Annotated in this window: 18 protein-coding genes; 13 read left to right on the top strand and 5 right to left on the bottom strand. The window is 73.3% G+C overall.

Going from position 1 to position 18,081, the window contains the following annotated elements; all coding sequences use genetic code 11:
• Nucleotides 1-102 precede the first annotated feature (102 nt).
• The gene (locus tag ABZY91_RS21020; protein ID WP_329881922.1) at nucleotides 103-780 is read left to right on the top strand and encodes a DUF3105 domain-containing protein; all 678 of its coding nucleotides are present in this window, start codon (nucleotides 103-105) and stop codon (nucleotides 778-780) included.
• Nucleotides 777-1,487, top strand: coding sequence for a DUF305 domain-containing protein (locus ABZY91_RS21015; RefSeq protein ID WP_329952138.1), 711 nt, complete (start codon nucleotides 777-779; stop codon nucleotides 1,485-1,487). Before ABZY91_RS21020 ends, ABZY91_RS21015 begins: the two co-directional genes overlap by 4 nt.
• A 73-nt stretch (nucleotides 1,488-1,560) precedes the next feature.
• Here the strand turns inward: ABZY91_RS21015 and ABZY91_RS21010 are convergent, their stop codons facing one another.
• On the bottom strand, nucleotides 1,561-3,126 hold the full coding sequence (locus ABZY91_RS21010; RefSeq protein ID WP_355404320.1) for an MFS transporter: 1,566 nt from the start codon (nucleotides 3,124-3,126) through the stop codon (nucleotides 1,561-1,563).
• A 142-nt stretch (nucleotides 3,127-3,268) separates the two neighbouring features.
• Between ABZY91_RS21010 and ABZY91_RS21005 the strand changes: the two genes are divergently transcribed.
• Nucleotides 3,269-3,784, top strand: coding sequence for a MarR family transcriptional regulator (locus tag ABZY91_RS21005; protein ID WP_355404318.1), 516 nt, complete (start codon nucleotides 3,269-3,271; stop codon nucleotides 3,782-3,784).
• 58 nt (nucleotides 3,785-3,842) lie between these two features.
• Nucleotides 3,843-4,361: a GNAT family N-acetyltransferase gene (locus tag ABZY91_RS21000; RefSeq protein ID WP_355404315.1), complete on the top strand. Its 519-nt coding sequence runs from the start codon at nucleotides 3,843-3,845 to the stop codon at nucleotides 4,359-4,361.
• Nucleotides 4,362-4,437: 76 nt separating this feature from the next.
• Here ABZY91_RS21000 and ABZY91_RS20995 read toward each other — a convergent pair whose 3' ends face one another.
• On the bottom strand, nucleotides 4,438-5,076 hold the full coding sequence (locus ABZY91_RS20995; protein WP_355404313.1) for a methylated-DNA--[protein]-cysteine S-methyltransferase: 639 nt from the start codon (nucleotides 5,074-5,076) through the stop codon (nucleotides 4,438-4,440).
• A 2-nt stretch (nucleotides 5,077-5,078) separates the two neighbouring features.
• Nucleotides 5,079-6,593 carry an AlkA N-terminal domain-containing protein gene (locus ABZY91_RS20990; protein WP_329881917.1) on the bottom strand — a complete coding sequence of 505 codons (1,515 nt, stop codon included), beginning with the start codon at nucleotides 6,591-6,593 and terminating at the stop codon, nucleotides 5,079-5,081.
• A gap of 216 nt (nucleotides 6,594-6,809) precedes the next feature.
• Between ABZY91_RS20990 and ABZY91_RS20985 the strand changes: the two genes are divergently transcribed.
• The gene (locus ABZY91_RS20985; RefSeq protein ID WP_355404311.1) at nucleotides 6,810-7,265 is read left to right on the top strand and encodes an ASCH domain-containing protein; all 456 of its coding nucleotides are present in this window, start codon (nucleotides 6,810-6,812) and stop codon (nucleotides 7,263-7,265) included.
• Between the two features lie 181 nt (nucleotides 7,266-7,446).
• On the opposite strand, the gene rsgA is transcribed toward ABZY91_RS20985, so the two are convergent.
• Both rsgA and ABZY91_RS20975 read right to left on the bottom strand, forming a co-directional pair.
• Entirely contained in the window at nucleotides 7,447-8,577 is a 1,131-nt protein-coding gene (gene rsgA / locus ABZY91_RS20980) for a ribosome small subunit-dependent GTPase A (protein WP_355404309.1), read from the bottom strand.
• Between the two features lie 390 nt (nucleotides 8,578-8,967).
• The gene (locus ABZY91_RS20975) at nucleotides 8,968-10,263 is read right to left on the bottom strand and encodes a YihY/virulence factor BrkB family protein (RefSeq protein ID WP_355404307.1); all 1,296 of its coding nucleotides are present in this window, start codon (nucleotides 10,261-10,263) and stop codon (nucleotides 8,968-8,970) included.
• Between the two features lie 311 nt (nucleotides 10,264-10,574).
• On the opposite strand from ABZY91_RS20975, the gene ABZY91_RS20970 reads away from it, so the two are divergent.
• The 8 genes from ABZY91_RS20970 (at nucleotide 10,575) to ABZY91_RS20935 (ending at nucleotide 17,952) form a co-directional block, all read left to right on the top strand.
• A complete protein-coding gene (locus ABZY91_RS20970) occupies nucleotides 10,575-10,658 on the top strand; it encodes a putative leader peptide (RefSeq protein ID WP_310593185.1) in 84 nt (27 codons plus the stop codon).
• A 199-nt stretch (nucleotides 10,659-10,857) separates the two neighbouring features.
• Nucleotides 10,858-12,582 carry a nitrite/sulfite reductase gene (locus tag ABZY91_RS20965; RefSeq protein ID WP_329881914.1) on the top strand — a complete coding sequence of 575 codons (1,725 nt, stop codon included), beginning with the start codon at nucleotides 10,858-10,860 and terminating at the stop codon, nucleotides 12,580-12,582.
• On the top strand, nucleotides 12,579-12,851 hold the full coding sequence (locus tag ABZY91_RS20960; protein WP_355404337.1) for a hypothetical protein: 273 nt from the start codon (nucleotides 12,579-12,581) through the stop codon (nucleotides 12,849-12,851). The genes ABZY91_RS20965 and ABZY91_RS20960 overlap by 4 nt, the downstream gene beginning before the upstream one ends.
• Entirely contained in the window at nucleotides 12,832-13,536 is a 705-nt protein-coding gene (locus ABZY91_RS20955; protein WP_355404304.1) for a phosphoadenylyl-sulfate reductase, read from the top strand. The genes ABZY91_RS20960 and ABZY91_RS20955 overlap by 20 nt, the downstream gene beginning before the upstream one ends.
• Before the next feature lie 79 nt (nucleotides 13,537-13,615).
• Nucleotides 13,616-14,215: an adenylyl-sulfate kinase gene (cysC, locus tag ABZY91_RS20950; protein ID WP_329881912.1), complete on the top strand. Its 600-nt coding sequence runs from the start codon at nucleotides 13,616-13,618 to the stop codon at nucleotides 14,213-14,215.
• On the top strand, nucleotides 14,212-15,168 hold the full coding sequence (cysD, locus tag ABZY91_RS20945; RefSeq protein WP_329952131.1) for a sulfate adenylyltransferase subunit CysD: 957 nt from the start codon (nucleotides 14,212-14,214) through the stop codon (nucleotides 15,166-15,168). The genes cysC and cysD overlap by 4 nt, the downstream gene beginning before the upstream one ends.
• Entirely contained in the window at nucleotides 15,168-16,514 is a 1,347-nt protein-coding gene (locus ABZY91_RS20940; RefSeq protein WP_355404302.1) for a GTP-binding protein, read from the top strand. The genes cysD and ABZY91_RS20940 overlap by 1 nt, the downstream gene beginning before the upstream one ends.
• 271 nt (nucleotides 16,515-16,785) lie before the next feature.
• On the top strand, nucleotides 16,786-17,952 hold the full coding sequence (locus ABZY91_RS20935) for an aliphatic sulfonate ABC transporter substrate-binding protein (protein ID WP_355404300.1): 1,167 nt from the start codon (nucleotides 16,786-16,788) through the stop codon (nucleotides 17,950-17,952).
• Nucleotides 17,953-18,081: the final 129 nt, after the last annotated feature.

The following is an 18,081-nucleotide window of genomic DNA, read 5'->3' as shown; positions in this document are numbered from 1 at the left end:
CTCCCGTGCGGGCCGACGGACGGACGGGACCGGCGGATCCGCCCCATCCCGCCACTTCTTCAGACCGCCGCGCCCGATGTGCGGTGGGGACAAGGACACCACATGGGTTCCGCCTCCAAGCAGTCCAAGGCACAGTCGAACAAGCCGGGCGCCAAGCAGGCCGGTCTCGACCGCCGCGCCCGGATCGCCGAGCTGCGCGCGGCCGAGCAGCGCCGCGACCGTCGCAACAAGGTCCTCGCCGGATCGGTCGCCGGCGTGCTGGTGATCGCCGCGATAGCCACCGGCACCTGGATCGTGGTCGACGCCAACAAGGACAAGAAGGCCAAGGAGGTCGCCGCCAGCGCCCCGATCGACGGCGTGCAGACCTTCGGCGAGCTGACCCGGAACCACGTCAAGGAGAAGGTCACCTACGCGCAGACCCCGCCGGTCGGCGGCGACCACAACGCGATCTGGCTGGACTGCATGGGCACCGTCTACGACCAGCCGGTCGAGAACGAGCGCGCCGTCCACTCGCTGGAGCACGGAGCCGTCTGGGTGACCTACAACAGCAAGGCCACCCCGGAGGACATCAAGGCCCTGTCGGCCAAGGTGAAGGCCACCCCGTACTCGCTGATGAGCCCGTACCCGGACGAGCAGGGCACCATCACCCTGAACGCCTGGTCCACCCAGCTGACCGTGGACAGCGCCTCCGACCCGCGGGTGGAGCAGTTCTTCACCAAGTACGTCCAGGGCAAGCAGACCCAGGAGCCCGGGGCCTCCTGCACCATGGGGGCGATGTGACCGCCCCCGACGTGACACCGGGCGAGGAGGAGTTCGGGGACGACGACCTCGTCCCCGCGACCTCGCGCAAGCGGCTCTGGTGGCCCGCCGCCCTGGCGGCGGCGCTCGCCCTCGCGCTCGGTGTGCCGGCCCTGGTGGCCGGCGGCACGTCCGCCTCCGGATCCTCCTCGGCCTCCGCGCCGGCGGACGACTCCCCGGAGGCCGGGTTCGCCCGCGACATGGCGACCCACCACCAGCAGGCGGTGGACCTGTCGTTCATCGTCCGCGACCGGACCACGGACGGGCACACCCGCACGCTCGCCTTCGACATCATCAACACCCAGGCCAACCAGCGCGGCATGATGATGGGCTGGCTCGACCAGTGGGGGCTCCCGCAGCACTCGCCGGCCAAGCCGATGGCGTGGATGGGCATGAAGCACACCTACGAGGCGCACGACGGCTCGCTGATGCCCGGCATGGCCACCAACACCCAGCTCGCCAAGCTCCGTTCGCTGAGCGGGCAGGACGCCGAGGTGCTCTTCCTCCAGCTGATGCTGGAGCATCACAAGGGCGGGGTGGAGATGGCCCAGGGCTACGTCGACGTGGCGAAGAACGAGACCGAGAAGCGGCTCGCCCGGTCGATGGTGGTCGGGCAGAACTCGGAGATCCAGCTGATGACGGACATGCTCCAGGAGCGCGGCGCCGCCCCCGGCGTGCCCGCCTCCTGAGCGACGGAACAGCACGGCACGGCCGGGGCGGCGGACGGGGGACCCGTCCGCCGCCCCGGCCGTTCCCGTCCTCTCAGCGGCGGACCGCCGGACGGACCGGACGGGTGAGCGCCACCGCGAGGGCGGCGACCCCGGCGAGGAGGAGCAGCACCGACCGGCCGCCGAGCGCCGGGCCCGCCAGGTGGACGCCGAGCACCGGCAACGCGGTACCGAGCGCCGTACCGAGGCTGCGGGCCATGTTGACCATGCCGCCGCCGACCGCCGAGCACTCCGCCGGGATCGCCCGCATCACCAGCGCGTTGTTGGCCGGCAGCAGCACACCGAGCCCGCAGCCGACGACCGCCAGGGGCAGGGCGAGCAGGTGGGCGGGCGCGCCGGCGGCCGGGAGCAGCGCGCAGCACAGCAGACCCGTCCCGGCGAGGGCGGCACCGAAGCGGCACCGGGCGACGTCCGTCCAGCCGCGCGGGAGCAGCGCGCCACCGGCCGACGCGGCCACCGCGAAGGCGGCCGGGAGCAGGGTGATCACGAGGCCGGCCCCGGCGGTCGGCAGGCCCGACTCGGCGAGCAGGACCGGGCCCAGCACCAGCGGGCAGAACAGCAGCAGGTACCCGATCAGCGAGACGGCGAGGCCGGGCCGGACTCCGGGGGTGTTGACCAGGCCGGGCGCGAGGATCGGCCGGGCGGCCCGGCGCTCCTGGCGGACCAGGCCGAACGCGAGCAGGACGGCGGCGAGCAGCAGTCCGATCACCGCCCAGCCGGGGAGCGGCAGGCCGGAGGCGGCGGAGAGGGCCAGCAGCAGGGCGGTGGACGAGCCGGTGAGCAACAGCAGACCGGGCAGGTCGAAGCGGCCGGCGTCACCGTCGGAGTCGGGGGCCCGGCGCGGACGCGGGAGGCGCGCGGCGCTCCGGGCGCCGGGGAGGCCACCCGGACGTGGGGCCGGACGTGGCGACGGACGCGGGCCCGGCGTGCCGGGACGGGCGGCGGACGGGGCCGCGCCGGGAAGGACGTCGGGGCGCGTCCGGGGCAGCAGGAACCAGCCGGCGACGATGCCGACCAGGCTGATCGGCACGTTGACCCAGAACACCCAGCGCCAGGACGCGTGCTCCACCAGCAGCCCGCCGAGGCTGGGCCCGAGCGCCAGTCCCAGTCCCTGGGCGGTCGCCTGGACGCCGAGCGCCCGTCGCATCGCGTGCCCGGGCACGCCGCGCGCGACCAGGGCGACGCTGTTGGCCTGCATCATGGCGCCGCCGACCGCCTGCACCGCCCGGCACGCGACCAGCGTCCCGAGTCCGCCGGCGAACCCGGCGCCCAGCGAGGCGAGGCCGAAGACGGCGAACCCGCCGAGGTAGACGGTCTTGCGGCCGACCAGGTCGGAGAGGCGCCCGACCGGCGCGAGCAGGGCCACCAGGACCAGGAGGTAGGCGAGGGCGACCCACTCGACGGCGGCGAATCCGGTGTGGAAGTGGCGCTGGAGCTCCGGGTAGACGAGGGCGGTGACGCTGGCCGTGAGCTGGCCGAGGAAGGCGCCCAGGCAGACGGTGGCGACGGCGAGCCAGTGGGCGTGCCGTCGGCGGGCTATGCCGCGCGGCCGGGGGTGCTCGGTGAGCAGCCGGGTGGCGAGGGTCGACGCGGCGTTCATACGGCGAAATATATCGGATGCAGATATGTTCTCTCTACGAGATGATCGGTGTGCGATCTGGCGGCCGACGACCGGGATCGATCGCCGTCGACCGGATCAAGGCCGTCGGAGACCGTCCGCACCAGGCGCTACGCTGTCCGCCATGCCGTCGTCACCACCCGTTCCCGAACCCGCCTCCGGGCCGGCCGTCGTCGGCCCCCAGGACCCGGAAACCGCGGCGGTCGAACGCGCCCGACGGCTCACCGACGTGGTCACCCGGCTCCGCCGCACCCTGCGCAGCAGCATCCGGACCGACTACCCCTGGGAATCCCTGCCGATGGCGCAGGTCGAGCTCCTCCAGACGCTCGCCGCCGCCCCGCTGCGGGTCGGCGAACTGGCCAGCCGGCAACGGCTCGCCCCGAACACCGTCAGCGGTCTGGTCGGCAAACTGCTGGAGGCCGGTTTCGTCGACCGCCAGGCCGACCCCGGCGACCGCCGCACCGCCCGGATCGCCCTCACCCCGGCCGGCCGGCGCCAGCTCGACGACTGGCAGCGCGCCCACGAGCGCCGCATCGCCACCGCGCTCGACGCCCTGTCCCCCGCCGACCGCGACGCCGTCATGCACGCCCTGCCCGCCCTGGAGAACCTCGCCCGGGCGCTCGCCGAACCGGTCCTCTGAGCAGCGGGCACCGCGAAAACCGGTCGCCGGAGGCCGCACCGCCGACTACCGTCCGGCCATGGACCCCTCCCTCCTCCGTCTCGAACCCTGGACCGACGTGGACCTCGGGCTGCTGCGCCGGATCAACACCCCGGACATGCGCGCGCACGTCGGCGGCCCCGAGAGCGAGGAGCGGATGCTCGTCCGCCACCGCCGCTACCTGGACCTCGTCCCGTCCGGCATCGGCTGCATGTACCGCATCGTGCTGGAGCCCGAGGGCGAGGCCGTCGGCAGCGTCGGCTACGCCGAGCGAGACTGGCAGGGGGCGACCGTCTACGAGATGGGCTGGAACGTCCTGCCGGGCCACCAGGGCCGGGGCATCGCCGCGGCGGCGGCCCGCGCCGCCGTAAGGGCCGCCGCCCGCACCGCCCGCCACCCCTGGCTGCACGCCTTCCCCTCCGTCGGCCACCCCGCGTCCAACGCGGTCTGCCGCAAGGCGGGTTTCACCCTCCTCGGCGAGACCGACTTCGAGTTCCCGCCCGGCCGCCGGATGCGCAGCAACGACTGGCGCGTGGCGCTGACGGCCGACCCGGCCTGACCGGCTCCCGCGGCGGGCCGCCGACCGTCCGCGTACCGCACCGCCGGCCGGGCCGGTGGGGCCGGTGGGGCCGGGCTCAGAACAGGGCGCCGCTCTCCAGGTCCAGCAGCCAGCGCTTGCGGTCGGTCCCGGCGGCGAAGCCGGTCAGGGCGCCGTTGGCGCCGAGGACGCGGTGGCAGGGGCGGACGATGAGCAGGGGGTTGGCGCCGACCGCGCCACCGACCGCGCGGACGGCCTTCGGGGACTCGCCCGCCAGCGCGGCGAGCCGGCCGTAGGTGACGGTCTCGCCGTACGGGATCCGGTCGAGGGCGGCCCAGACCCGGCGGCGGAAGTCGGTACCCACCGGGGCGAGCGGGAGCTCGAAGTGGGTCAGCTCCCCGGCGAAGTAGGCGGTCAGCTGGGCCACCGGCTCGGTCAGCGCGTCCGGATCGTGCACCCAGTCGTCGTCGGGCTCGGCGAGCGCGTACTTCTGGCCGGGGGCGGTGACGGTGGCCAGCGCGGCCGGACCGCCGTCCACGGGGCGGACGCCGCTGAGCATCAGCCGCCCGAACGGACTCTCCATGAAGGTGAAGACGGTGGTGCCGGCGCCGGCCGTGCTCGGCTCGGTGCCGGTCTGCTCGGTGCCGGTCTGCTCGGTGCCGGTCTGCTCGGTGTACTCGGTGGTGCTCGGCTCGGTGGTGCTCGGCTCGGTGCCGGTCTGCTCGGTGCTGCTCATCGTCAGGTGTTCTCCGTTCCAGTGCTGGGGTCGGTGGCCGGGCCCGCCCAGAGGCGGTGGAGGGCGTAGGAGCGCCAGGGGGCCCAGGCCTCTGCCGTACGGGCGGCGGACTTCGGGTCGCCGTCGGCGCCGAGCCGGAGCAGACCGTGCTTGACGCCGATGTCGGTCGGCAGGAAGACGTCCGGGTCGGCGAGGGCCCGCATCCGCAGGTAGCCGACGGTCCACGGGCCGATGCCGGGCAGGGCGAGCAGCTGCGCGGCCGCCTCCTCCCGGTCGACCCCGCCGTCGAGCCGGACGACGCCCTCGGCGAGGGCGGCGCAGAGGCCGGTGAGGGCCCGGCGACGGGCGGCCGGCATCGCGAAGTCCTCGGGATCCGCGACCGCGAGGGCTGCGGCGGTCGGGAAGAGCAGCCGCAGCCCGCCGCTGGGCTCGGGCAGCGCGCAGCCGTACTTCACGGCGAGCCGGCCGGCCAGGGTACGGGCCGCGACGACGGTGACCTGCTGACCGAGGACGGCCCGGACGGCCAGCTCGTGCGGGTCGACGTGGCCGGGCGAGCGCAGGCCCGGGCGGGCCCGGACCAGCGGGCCGAGCAGCGGATCGGCGCCGAGCTGGTCGTCGACCGCGAGCGGGTCGGCGTCCAGGTCGAACAGGACCCGCAGGCGCTGGACGGAGGTCGGCAGGTCACGCAGGTCGGTGAGGAAGAGCCGGCAGTCCAGCCAGCCGCGGGCACGCGGCTCGCCGGGGGCGAGGCCGTCCACCTCGGCGATGCCGTGGCCGTACGGGAGCGCGAGGGTGCGGCGGTAGGTGCGGACGCCCGGCCGGGAGCCGGGCACGACCTCCTCCACGCCGGGGACGGCGCGCAGGGCGAGGAAGTCGATCAGGTGGTCGCTGTCGAGGGCGCCCCGGTAGGCCAGCCGCAGGGCGAGGCCGCCCGCCGGGGTGGCGGTCCGCCGGCCCGCCGTGACCTCGGCGCGCAGGCCGCTCGGCGTGCGGTCGTACACCTCGCGGACGGTGTCGTTGAACTGCCGCACGGAGGCGAACCCGGAGGCGAAGGCGATCTCGGTGACCGGCAGCTCGGTGGTCTGGAGCAGGAGCCGCGCCGTCTGCGCCCGGCGGGCACGGGCCAGCGCGATCGGGCCGGCGCCGAGTTCGGCGGTGAGCTGACGCTGGAGCTGGCGGGAGCTGTAGCCGAGGCGCTGGGCCAGGCCGGCGACGCCCTCGCGGTCCACGATGCCGTCACCGATCAGCCGCATCGCGCGGCCGACCAGGTCGGCCCGGTGGTTCCACTCCGGCGAGCCCGGGACGGAGTCGGGGCGGCAGCGGCGGCAGGCCCGGAAGCCCGCGCTCTGGGCGGCGGCGGCGCTGGGGTAGAAGGTGCAGTTGACGCGCTTGGGGGTCACGGCCGGGCAGCTCGGCCGGCAGTAGATCCCGGTCGAGGTGACAGCCGTGAAGAAGACGCCGTCGAAGCGGGCGTCCCGGCTGTCCACGGCTCGGTACCGGATGTCGTCGTCGATCACGCTGTCCAGTCTGCGGCACCGGAGGGGGCTCGACTGGCGGAAATCGGACGTGACCGTCCGGACCCGTGGGGACGCCGGGGCGGCGGGCGGGACGGGCCCGCCGAGCCGCCGCCCGACCGGTCGGAAAACCGCGCGCCACCCGACGGCGGAACGGCTACGCTGCGCTCGATCCCGCCCCGGCCGACCCCGGCCGAACCGCGTCCTGAGGAGCCCCGCATGCCCGAGCAGTCCTACACCGGCCCGGACGACCCTCGGATCGCCGGGCTGCGGGTGGAGGAGTTCGCGTTCCCCGGACCGCTCCGGGACAAGCTGGTCGCGGCCGTGCTCTCCGGCGCCAAGACCAGCACCACCGGGCTGGTCGTCGAGTACGAGCACGAGGGGGAGCCGCTCCCCAGGGCCGGTACCCGTGGCGCGGTGGTCGACTCGGCCGGGCGGGTCGTCGCGGTGACCGAGACGACGGACGTCCGGGTCGTCCTGCTCGGCGAGGTCGGACTGCAGCACGCCCTGGACGAGGGTGAGGGCTATGCGACGGTCGCGGAGTGGCGGGCCGCGCACGAGCGGTTCTGGCACGGCGACGAGCTGCGCGCGGCCCTCGGCGACCCGGACTTCACCGTGGACGACGTCACCCCGGTCGTGCTGGAGCGCTTCCGGCTGGTGGCCGACCTCCGTTGACGCCCGCCCGCCCGGCCGGCCAGGCGGCCAGTCGGGCGGGCCGGCGTCAACGGGGCAGGCCGGCGGCTGGGCGGCCACGGTCGGCGGGGCGGAGGGACGAGCCCCCGGGGGACCCGCCGCCCGCCGCCACCCACCACCCACCACCGACCGGCCGGCGGCCGACCGGCCGCGGAGCAGGACGTCACCGCTTCACGGGACCTCCCGCCGCGCGCATCGACTTGGTGATGGTCTTCCACTTCTTCAGCCGGGCCGACGCGAGCCGGGCGTCCGAGCGGGAGGCGATCCACTCGCCCTCCCGCTGGAGCTTGCGGTAGCTCTCCAGCCGACGCTCCGGGAGGCTCCCTTCGGCCAGCGCGGCGATCACCGCGCAACCGGGCTCGGTGTGGTGGTTGCAGTCGTGGAAGCGGCAGTCCTCGGCCAGCTCCTCGATGTCGGCGAAGGCGAGTGCCACGCCCTCGCCGCCGTAGAGGCCGACCTCGCGGAGACCGGGCGTGTCGATCAGCACGCCGCCGCCGGGCAGCGGGACCAGCTCGCGCGTGGTGGTGGTGTGCCGGCCCTTCTGGTCGACGGCGCGGGCCTGCTGGACGGCCATCACGTCGGCCCCGGCGAGCACGTTGGTCAGGGTGGACTTGCCGACGCCGGACTGTCCGATCACGGCGGTGGTGCCGGGCGTGCAGGCGCGCAGCACGTCCACCCCCTCGCCGGTCTCGGCGCTGACCACCAGCACGGTGACGCCGGGCGCCGCGGCCTCGACGTCGGCCCGGATGAAGTCGGCGTCGTCGACCAGGTCGGCCTTGGTGAGCGCGACCAGCGGCTCGGCGCCGGACTCCCAGGCGAGGGCGAGGAAGCGCTCGATCCGGCCCAGGTCGGGCTCGGCGGCGAGCGACGCGGCGATCACCACGGTGTCGACGTTGGCGGCCAGCACCTGGCCGTCGGAGCGCTTGCCCGCGACCTTGCGGATGATCGCGGTGGACCGCGGCAGCAGCGCCACGACGGTGGCCATCGGCCGGGCCGCGAGGTCGACGGCGGCCCAGTCCCCGGTGCAGGGGCAGTTGATCATGTCGGCGTCGCCGACCGGCCGGGTGTCGGCCCGGACGGTACGCAGCGTGCCGGTCTCCGGGTCGGTCAGGACGGCGTCGCACTGGCCACGGTCGACCCGGACGATCCGGGCAGGCGTCAGACCGGCCTCGGCGAGGGGCGCGAACAGGTCGTCGAGCTCGGCCGTCCAGCCGTACCCGGCCAGCGGGGAGTCCTCGGGGGAGGAGGAGACGGGAAGAGAAGAGGAAACGGAAGCGGAGGCAGCGTTGAACAACGCAGTGGGCCCTTCGGGAGGAAAGTGATCCCGCCGGGCTGCGGCTGCACGTGCGAGGGGCTACGTCAGCCGACGGCCGGCAGGGAGAGGTGGATGCGGGCGCTGCCCAGGGCAGCCGTCATGACAGTCGTGGCCATGGGACCCACCTCCTGCTTTCTCTCCTCGGACCGGCATTGGCACGGCCCGAACCGGACGACTCACACCGTAGCCAAGCCGCCCCCGCCTGCCAACCGGTTTTTCACCGGCGGATTCACCGCGACGAACCCGGCCCCGACCCTGCCCCGAAGCCGGTCCCGAAGCCGGTCCCGGACCCGGACGCGAGCCCGGCGCCGTCCCGCCCCCGCCGCCGCCCCGCCCCGGGTCCGCCCGCGTCCCGGGGTGGGACCCGCCTCAGCGCCGGTCCCACGGCGGGCGGGGCGGGTGGCTGGGCAGCGGGTACTCCGGGGGCGGTGCGACCGGCCGGTCGCTGTCCGGCGGGGGTGGCGCGGGCCGGTGGTGCGGACCGCCCCCGCGCGCGGCGATCCGGCCGCGGACGTTGTCGGCGGCCAGCACGTCGGCCCACCGCTCGGGGTACTCGGAGGGGACGTCGACCTCCTCGCCCTCGTCCTCCCAGTGCTCCTCCTCGCCGCCCTCGGCGAGGCCGAGCTCACGCGCCCGGCGGGCCCGCTCGACGGCACGGCGGGCGGCCACCTCGCGGACCACCGCGGCGGCCGCCTCCTCGTGGGCGCGCTCGTTCTCGGCCCGGGCGTCGGCCGTCTCCAGGGTGGGCCAGCGGCGGTCTATGGCCGCGTTCATCGCGGCGCCGATGAGCACCGCGAGCGCCACCACGAAGATCCAGAGCAGGACGGCGACCGGGGCGGCCAGCGAGCCGTACACCGAGTGGCCCTCGATGGAGCTGACCAGGTAGAGGCGGAGCGCGACGCTGCAGAAGACCAGCACCACCAGCGCGACCAGGGCCCCGGGGATGTCCTCCCGCCAGGGCGTGGAGACCGGCACGGCGAGGTGGTAGAGGGTCGTCAGCGAGACGATCAGCAGCAGGATGGCGAACGGCCAGTAGGCGGCGTTGACCAGCCCGGCGATCTCCGGGACGGCGTTCATCACCAGCCCGGGCCCGGCCATCAGCAGCGGCAGCACCAGCGAGCCGATGACCAGGGCGCCCAGGTAGAGGCCGAGCGACATCAGCCGGGTCTTGACGATGCCCCGCTTGCCGTCGAGCCCGTACATCACGGTGATGGTGTCGATGAAGATGTAGAGCGCCCGGGATCCGGACCAGAGCGAGAGCAGGAAGCCGATCGAGATCAGGTCGGGCCGGGTCTGGTCGAAGACCTGGCCCAGCAGCGGCTGCACGACCTCGGTGATCGAGGAGTCGGAGAGGACGGTCCCCGCGGCCTTGACGATGTCGGCCTTGAGGTTGTCGATGGTGCCGGCGCCGAGGAAGTCGTCGAGGTAGCCGAGGGTGCCGGCGAGGCAGAGCAGCAGGGGTGGGATGGAGAGGAGGGTGAAGAACGCCGCCTCCGCCGCGAGGCCGGTGACCCGGTACTCGACACAGGTGTTGGTGGTGTCCTTGACCAGGGCCCAGGTGGTGGACCGCCAGGTGACCTGTCTGGCCGCCCGCCGGGAGCCCTTGCCCCGACGACGGGAGGGCCGCTCGGGGTTCGGTCTGGTCGTTTCGCCTGCTGCTTGCACAGGGCTAACGGTATCGGGCCGTGGCCGGTCCACTGATCTCCCGTGGCGCGGAGCCGCCGTTCGACCCGTCGTCCGACCCGCGGCGGCCGCGCGCCGGACACTTCCCGAACACCCGCCGACCACCCGCCGACCACCTGCCGGCCTCGCGCCGGCCCCGGGGCGAGGCCGTGCCGACCGTCCGTCGACGATCTGCCGAGGGGCCCGGAACGGGGAGCGGCGGGAACGCTCCGACATCTCAGCATTCGAAACCTTCTGGTCCAGAATACGGACGTTAGTGGACCGCGAGTCGTGCTCCGTGCGAATCTCTTGCCATGCCGAGCGCCGGAACCACCCTAGTAGGTCGACTTCACGTCGATCTCCTTCGCGTGTCCAGCGCCATCTGTCCGGTGACCTGAGCCCCACCCCGCCGCCACCCACCGCACCCGGCGCCACCACCTCGCCGTCCCCGCCGCAGCGGACGCGCAGGCGCCCGCCCGGTCAGCCGGTCACTGCATCGCAGGCCTTGAGAACCCGCAGGTCACAGCAGCACCGAACCGCCGAGCTCGTCCAGCGACCCACCCGGCGTCAGAGCCACCTGCCCCGAAGGACTTCACCATGGCCACCACTCCCGAGACCGCCGAGCCCACGGCCGACGCCGCCCCCGCGCGACGCCCCGCCGCGCCTCGCAAGGTGACCCGTCACCGCGGTGAGGGCCAGTGGGGCATGGGCCACTTCACCCCTCTGAACGCCAACGAGCAGTTCAAGAAGGACGACGACGGTCTCAACGTGCGGACACGTATTGAGACGATCTACGCGCACCGGGGCTTCGACTCGATCGACCCGGCCGACCTGCGCGGCCGGATGCGCTGGTGGGGTCTCTACACCCAGCGCAAGGAAGGCATCGACGGCGGCAAGACCGCGATCCTCGACCCGCACGAGCTCGACGCCGAGTACTTCATGCTCCGCGTCCGCATCGACGGCGGCCGGCTGACCGTCGCCCAGCTCCGCGCCGTCGCCGAGGTCTCGCAGGAGTACGGCCGCAACACCGCCGACCTGACCGACCGGCAGAACGTCCAGTACCACTGGATCCGGATCGAGGACGTCCCCTCCATCTGGCAGAAGCTGGAGGCCGTCGGCCTCTCCACCACCGAGGCCTGCGGTGACACCCCCCGCGTCATCCTCGGCTCCCCGGTGGCCGGCATCGCCGAGGACGAGATCATCGACGGCACCTCCGCCATCGACGAGATCCAGCGCCGGTTCATCGGCAACAAGGACTTCTCCAACCTGCCGCGCAAGTTCAAGTCCGCCGTCTCCGGCTCCCCGCTGCTGGACGTCGCGCACGAGATCAACGACATCGCCTTCGTCGGCGTCGTCCACCCCGAGCACGGCCCCGGCTTCGACCTCTGGGTCGGCGGCGGCCTCTCCACCAACCCCAAGCTCGGCGTGCGGCTCGGCGCGTGGGTCCCGCTCGACGAGGTCGCCGACGTCTACGGCGGCGTGATCGGCATCTTCCGCGACTACGGCTACCGCCGGCTGCGCAACCGCGCCCGGCTGAAGTTCCTGGTCGCCGACTGGGGCGTGGAGAAGTTCCGCCAGGTGCTGGAGGACGAGTACCTCAAGTACCAGCTGGTCGACGGCCCCGCCCCGGCGGAGCCCGCCGGCCGCTGGCGCGACCACGTCGGGGTGCACCGGCAGAAGGACGGCCGCTACTACGTCGGCTTCGCGCCGCGCGTCGGCCGGGTCGACGGCAAGCTGCTCGGACAGATCGCCGACCTCGCCGAGGCCCACGGCAGCGACCGCCTGCGCACCACCGCCGAGCAGAAGATGCTCGTCCTCGACATCACCGAGGACCGGGTCGAGTCGCTGGTGGCCGGCCTGGAGGCGCTGGACCTGCGGGTCACGCCCTCCCCGTTCCGCCGCGGCACCATGGCCTGCACCGGCATCGAGTACTGCAAGCTCGCCATCGTCGAGACCAAGGAGCGCGGCCGCACGCTCATCGACGAGCTGGAGAAGCGCCTCCCCGACTTCGAGGAGCCGCTGACCATCAACATCAACGGCTGCCCGAACGCCTGTGCCCGCATCCAGGTCGCCGACATCGGTCTCAAGGGCCAGCTGGTGACCGACGAGCAGGGCAACCAGGTCGAGGGCTACCAGGTCCACCTGGGCGGCGCGCTCGGACTGGAGGCCGGCTTCGGCCGCAAGGTCCGCGGCCTCAAGGTCACCAAGGACGGCCTGCCCGACTACGTCGAGCGCGTCCTGACCCGGTACCAAGCCGACCGCGCCGAGGGCGAGCGGTTCGCCCAGTGGGCGGCCAGGGCCGGCGAGGAGCAGCTGTCGTGAGCGAGCGCGCCGCACCGTTCTTCTGCCCGTACTGCGGTGACGAGGACCTGCGCCCCTCCGAGGTCGGACACGGCGCCTGGGAGTGCCACGGCTGCCGCCGGGCCTTCCAGCTGAAGTTCCTCGGCCTGCTCTCCCCCGCCAACGGGGCCCAGGCCGACGGCGCCCGGACCGGTGGGAACCAGACCGGTGGGGCCCAGGGCGACGGCGACCAGGACAACGCGAGTCGGACCAGTGGGGGGAGCGCACCGCATGACCACCGCGACCACTGATGACTACCGGGCGCTGGCCGAGCAGGCCGGCCGGGAGCTGGAGGAGGCCACCCCGCAGGAGATCCTGCGCTGGGCCGCCGACACCTTCGGCAAGCGGTTCTGCGTCACCTCCTCCATGGAGGACGCGGTCGTCGCCCACCTCGCCTCCTCCGTCTTCCCCGGCGTGGACGTGGTCTTCCTGGACACCGGCTACCACTTCCCGGAGACCATCGGCACCCGGGACGCGGTGGCGGCGGTGATGCCGGTCAACGTCATCACGCTCACCCCGGCGCTGACCGTGGCCGAGCAGGACGCCCTGCACGGGCCGCACCTGCACGACCGCGACCCGGACCTGTGCTGCTCGCTGCGGAAGGTCGAGCCGCTCAACCGCGGCCTCGGCGGCTACGACGCCTGGGCCACCGGGCTGCGCCGCGACGACTCACCGGCCCGCGCCGGCACCCCGGTGGTCTCCTGGGACGCCCGGCGCCGCAAGGTCAAGATCGCCCCGATCGCCCGGTGGACGCAGGAGGACGTGGACGCCTACGTCAACGCCAACGGCGTGCTGCTCAACCCCCTGCTGTGGGAGGGCTACACGTCGATCGGCTGTTCGCCGCTCTCCTGCACCCGCAAGCCCGGGGAGGGCGAGGACGCCCGGGCGGGCCGCTGGTCCGGCACCGGCAAGACCGAGTGCGGCATTCACCTCTGAGCCACCTCCGGGCATCCTCCGTGCCACCCCTGCCGCACATGATCGATCGTCAACACCCCTTCCGTCTGGAGAAGTCACCGTGAGCACAGTCCACACCCCGGTCGCCGAGAGAGCCGCAGAGGCGGCCCGTGCGGCCGCCCCCTGCGAGCGCGGCGCCACCGTGTGGCTGACCGGGCTGCCGAGCGCGGGCAAGACCACGCTGGCCTTCGCCCTGGCCGAGCGGCTGCGCGCCGAGGGCCACCGGGTGGAGGTGCTGGACGGCGACGAGATCCGCGAGTTCCTCTCCAAGGGCCTCGGGTTCTCCCGCGAGGACCGGCACACCAACGTCACCCGGATCGGCTTCGTCGCCGAGAAGCTCGCCGCCAACGGCGTCAAGGTGCTCGCCCCGGTGATCGCGCCGTTCGCCGACTCCCGCACCGCCGTCCGCGAGCGGCACGCCGCGAACGGCACGGACTTCCTGGAGATCCACGTCGCCACTCCGGTCGAGCTCTGCGCCGAGCGCGACGTCAAGGGGCTCTACGCGAAGCAGGCCGCCGGCGAGATCTCCGGCCTGACAGGGGTTGACGACCCGTACGAGGCGCCGGAGCATCCGGAGCTGCGCCTGCAGACGCAGGGCCGCGCGGTGGCCGAGTCCGCCGCGGAGCTGCACGCCTTCCTGACCGAGAGGGGCCTCGCATGACCACCGCGACCCAGAACCCGGTGCAGGCCGACGACCCCGACCAGAACGCCGGGGGGGCCTTCACGCTGTCCCACCTGGACACGCTGGAGGCTGAGTCGGTGCACATCTTCCGCGAGGTCGCGGGGGAGTTCGAGCGCCCGGTGATCCTGTTCTCGGGCGGCAAGGACTCCATCGTCATGCTGCACCTGGCGCTCAAGGCCTTCTGGCCGGCCGCCGTCCCGTTCTCGCTGCTGCACGTCGACACCGGCCACAACTTCCCCGAGGTCATCGCCTACCGCGACCGCGTGGTGGCCGAGCACAACCTGCGCCTGCACGTCGCCCACGTCCAGGACTTCATCGACGACGGCCGGCTGCGCGAGCGCCCCGACGGCACCCGCAACCCGCTGCAGACCGTCCCGCTGCTGGACGCCATCGAGACGGGCCGCTTCGACGCCGTCTTCGGCGGCGGACGCCGCGACGAGGAGAAGGCCCGCGCCAAGGAGCGCGTCTTCTCGCTGCGCGACGAGTTCGGCGCCTGGGACCCGCGCCGCCAGCGCCCCGAGCTGTGGTCGCTCTACAACGGCCGGCACGCGGTCGGCGAGCACGTCCGCGTCTTCCCGCTCTCCAACTGGACCGAGCTGGACGTCTGGCAGTACATCGAGCGCGAGTCCATCGAGCTCCCGGAGATCTACTACGCCCACGAGCGCGACGTCTTCGCCCGCGACGGCATGTGGCTGACCGCCGGCGAGTGGGGCGGCCCCAAGGAGAGCGAGCCGGTCGAGCGGCGCCTGATCCGCTACCGGACCGTCGGTGACATGTCCTGCACCGGCGCCGTCGACTCGGACGCGACCGACATCCGGGCCGTCATCGTCGAGATCGCGGCCAGCCGCCTCACCGAGCGCGGCGCCACCCGCGCCGACGACAAGCTCTCCGAGGCCGCGATGGAAGACCGCAAGCGCGAGGGATACTTCTAATGAGCACCACCCAGGAAACCACCGCCACCTCGCTGCTGCGCTTCGCCACCGCCGGCTCCGTCGACGACGGCAAGTCCACCCTGGTGGGCCGCCTGCTGCACGACTCCAAGTCGGTGCTGGCCGACCAGCTGGAGGCCGTCGAGCACGCCTCCCGCAGCCGCGGCCAGGAGACGCCCGACCTCGCGCTGCTCACCGACGGCCTGCGCGCCGAGCGCGAGCAGGGCATCACCATCGACGTCGCGTACCGCTACTTCGCCACCCCGCGGCGGCGGTTCATCCTCGCCGACACCCCGGGGCACGTGCAGTACACCCGGAACATGGTGACCGGCGCCTCCACGGCGGAGCTCGCCGTCGTCCTGGTGGACGCCCGCAACGGCGTGGTCGAGCAGACCCGCCGGCACGCCGCCGTCGCCGCGCTGCTGCGCGTGCCGCACGTCGTGCTGGCCGTCAACAAGATGGACCTCGTCGAGTACGCGGAGCCCGTGTTCGCCGCCATCGCGGAGGAGTTCACCGCCTACGCCGCCTCGCTCGGCGTCAAGGACGTGGTGGCCGTCCCGATCTCGGCCCTGGCCGGGGACAACGTCGTCGAGCCCTCCGCGCACATGGACTGGTACGGCGGTCCGACCCTGCTGGAGCACCTGGAGACCGTCCCGGTCGGCAGCGACCCGAGCATCGAGCCGGTCCGCTTCCCGGTCCAGTACGTGATCCGCCCGCAGACCGAGGACCACCCCGACTACCGCGGCTACGCGGGGCAGTTGGCCTCCGGCGTGCTGCGGGTCGGCGACCCGGTGACGGTGCTGCCCTCCGGCCACACCACCACGGTCGTGGGCATCGACGCGCTCGGCCGGGAGACCGACGCCGCCTGGGCCCCCCAGTCGGTGACCGTCCGCCTCGCCGACGACCTCGACATCTCCCGCGGCGACCTGATCGCGGCCGGCCCGGCCCCCGTCCCGACCAAGGACATCGAGGCCACCGTCAGCCACCTCAGCGAGCGCCCGCTGCGGGCCGGCGACAAGGTGCTGCTCAAGCACACCACCCGCACGGTCCGCGCGCTGGTCAAGGAGATCTCCTACCGGATCGACATCACCGCGCCGATCCGCGACGGGAAGCTCGAACAGGGCTCCGGCGCCGACGGCCTGAACGTCAACGACATCGGCCACGTGGTGCTCCGCACCGCCGAACCGCTGACGCTCGACGGCTACTCCGACAACCGTCTGACCGGGTCGTTCCTGCTGATCGACCCGGCCGACGGCACCACCCTCACCGCCGGCATGGCGGGCGAGGCGTTCGACACCGTACGCAGCAACGACGCTTCCGACACACCGGACGAGGAGGACTGGGTCTGATGCCCAGCGAGGCGTTCTCGGGCATGGACAAGGAAGGCGGCCGCATAGGCAGCGGCGTCCTCGGCAGCGGCCAGGGCGGCCTGACGCGATGTGTGAGCCGACAGGGCTGACAACAGCCCTGTCACCGGGCCGGTCACTGTTCCGCCCCACAGCCGGAACAGCAGTGCCGACCCGGCTTGCCCCGCATCACTCGATGCCGCAAGCACCACCCTGACCGTTGTCCGCCCCGAGACCGCATCCCGGCGGTCCGTCCGCGAGAAGGACTTCCACCATGGCACCGCACCAGGCGCTCCCGCACGCCCACCAGCCGCATAGCCCGGCACATCCCGGCGCCGGCCGGATCAGACGCTCCGCCGCCGCAGCCGTGGCCGGGCTGACCGCCGTGACCCTGCTCTCCGCCTGCGGCTACGGCTCGAAGAGCGACGACAGCAAGCCCAGCACCGCTGCCGCCGGTTCCGCCAGCGCCGCCAAGCTCTCCGCCGACTCGGTGAAGATCGGCTACTTCGCCAACCTCACCCACGGCACCCCGCTGGTCGGCCTCCAGGAGGGCATCCTCCAGAAGGAGCTCGGCGCCACCCAGATCAAGACCCAGGTCTTCAACGCGGGCCCGGCCGAGATCGAGGCGCTCAACGCCGGCTCCATCGACATCGGCTGGATCGGCCCCTCCCCCGCGATCAACGGCTACACCAAGTCCGAGGGCAAGTCGCTGAAGATCATCGGCGGTTCGGCCTCCGGTGGCGTCAAACTGGTGGTCAACCCGGAGAAGATCGCCACCCTGGACGACCTCAAGGGCAAGAAGATCGCCACCCCGCAGCTGGGCAACACCCAGGACGTGGCGCTCCTCAACTACCTGGCCGGCAAGGGCTACAAGGTCGACGCCCAGTCCGGCGCCGGCGACGTCAGCGTGGTCCGCTCGGACAACAAGGTCACCCCGGACGCCTACAAGCAGGGCTCGATCGACGGCGCCTGGGTGCCGGAGCCGACCGCGTCCAAGCTGGTCACCCTCGGCGCGAAGGTCCTCCTCAACGAGAAGGACATCTGGCCGAACAAGCAGTTCGTGATCACCAACATCATCGTCTCGCAGAAGTTCCTGGCCGAGCACCCCGACGTGGTCGAGGCCGTCCTGCGCGGCTCGGTGACCACCAACGCCTTCATCAAGGCCAACCCGGACAAGGCCAAGGCCATCGCCAACGAGGCCATCAAGAAGGAGGCCGGCAACGCCCTGGAGGCCGCCATCCTCGACCCCGCGTGGGCCGACATCGACTTCCTGGACGACCCGCTGGCCGCCACCCTGCAGACCGAGGCCGACAACGCGGTGACCGCCGGTCTGCTCAAGAAGCCGAACCTGAGCGGGATCTACGACCTCACCCTGCTCAACAAGGTGCTCAAGGAGAAGGGCCAGACCACCGTGGCGGACGCCGGACTCGGCACCAAGTAACACCCCCCACGGCACCGGTGGGCGCGCCTGCAGCGTGCCCACCGCGTTCAAGCCCCGCGGTCCGGACCCCCCGCCCGCCCAGGCCCCGTGCCCGCTCGATGCCCCGAGCACGGTGCGGGCGGGGGCCCG

This window comes from Kitasatospora sp. NPDC002965, assembly GCF_040611255.1.
Taxonomy (GTDB): Bacteria; Actinomycetota; Actinomycetes; order Streptomycetales; family Streptomycetaceae; genus Kitasatospora.
Note: the sequence above shows the minus strand (reverse complement) of the source record. Positions and strands in the feature narration are given on the sequence as shown.

Coding starts and splice junctions, on each gene's coding strand:
- ABZY91_RS21020 (WP_329881922.1), top strand. CDS start 103: ATGGGTTCCGCCTCCAAGCAGTCCAAGGCACAGTCGAACAAGCCGGGC.
- ABZY91_RS20955 (WP_355404304.1), top strand. CDS start 12,832: ATGACCACCGCGACCACTGATGACTACCGGGCGCTGGCCGAGCAGGCC.
- cysD (WP_329952131.1), top strand. CDS start 14,212: ATGACCACCGCGACCCAGAACCCGGTGCAGGCCGACGACCCCGACCAG.
- ABZY91_RS21010 (WP_355404320.1), bottom strand. CDS start 3,126: ATGAACGCCGCGTCGACCCTCGCCACCCGGCTGCTCACCGAGCACCCC.
- ABZY91_RS20995 (WP_355404313.1), bottom strand. CDS start 5,076: ATGAGCAGCACCGAGCAGACCGGCACCGAGCCGAGCACCACCGAGCCG.
- ABZY91_RS20965 (WP_329881914.1), top strand. CDS start 10,858: ATGGCCACCACTCCCGAGACCGCCGAGCCCACGGCCGACGCCGCCCCC.
- ABZY91_RS21005 (WP_355404318.1), top strand. CDS start 3,269: ATGCCGTCGTCACCACCCGTTCCCGAACCCGCCTCCGGGCCGGCCGTC.
- ABZY91_RS20940 (WP_355404302.1), top strand. CDS start 15,168: ATGAGCACCACCCAGGAAACCACCGCCACCTCGCTGCTGCGCTTCGCC.
- ABZY91_RS21000 (WP_355404315.1), top strand. CDS start 3,843: ATGGACCCCTCCCTCCTCCGTCTCGAACCCTGGACCGACGTGGACCTC.
- ABZY91_RS20985 (WP_355404311.1), top strand. CDS start 6,810: ATGCCCGAGCAGTCCTACACCGGCCCGGACGACCCTCGGATCGCCGGG.
- ABZY91_RS20935 (WP_355404300.1), top strand. CDS start 16,786: ATGGCACCGCACCAGGCGCTCCCGCACGCCCACCAGCCGCATAGCCCG.
- ABZY91_RS20970 (WP_310593185.1), top strand. CDS start 10,575: ATGCCGAGCGCCGGAACCACCCTAGTAGGTCGACTTCACGTCGATCTC.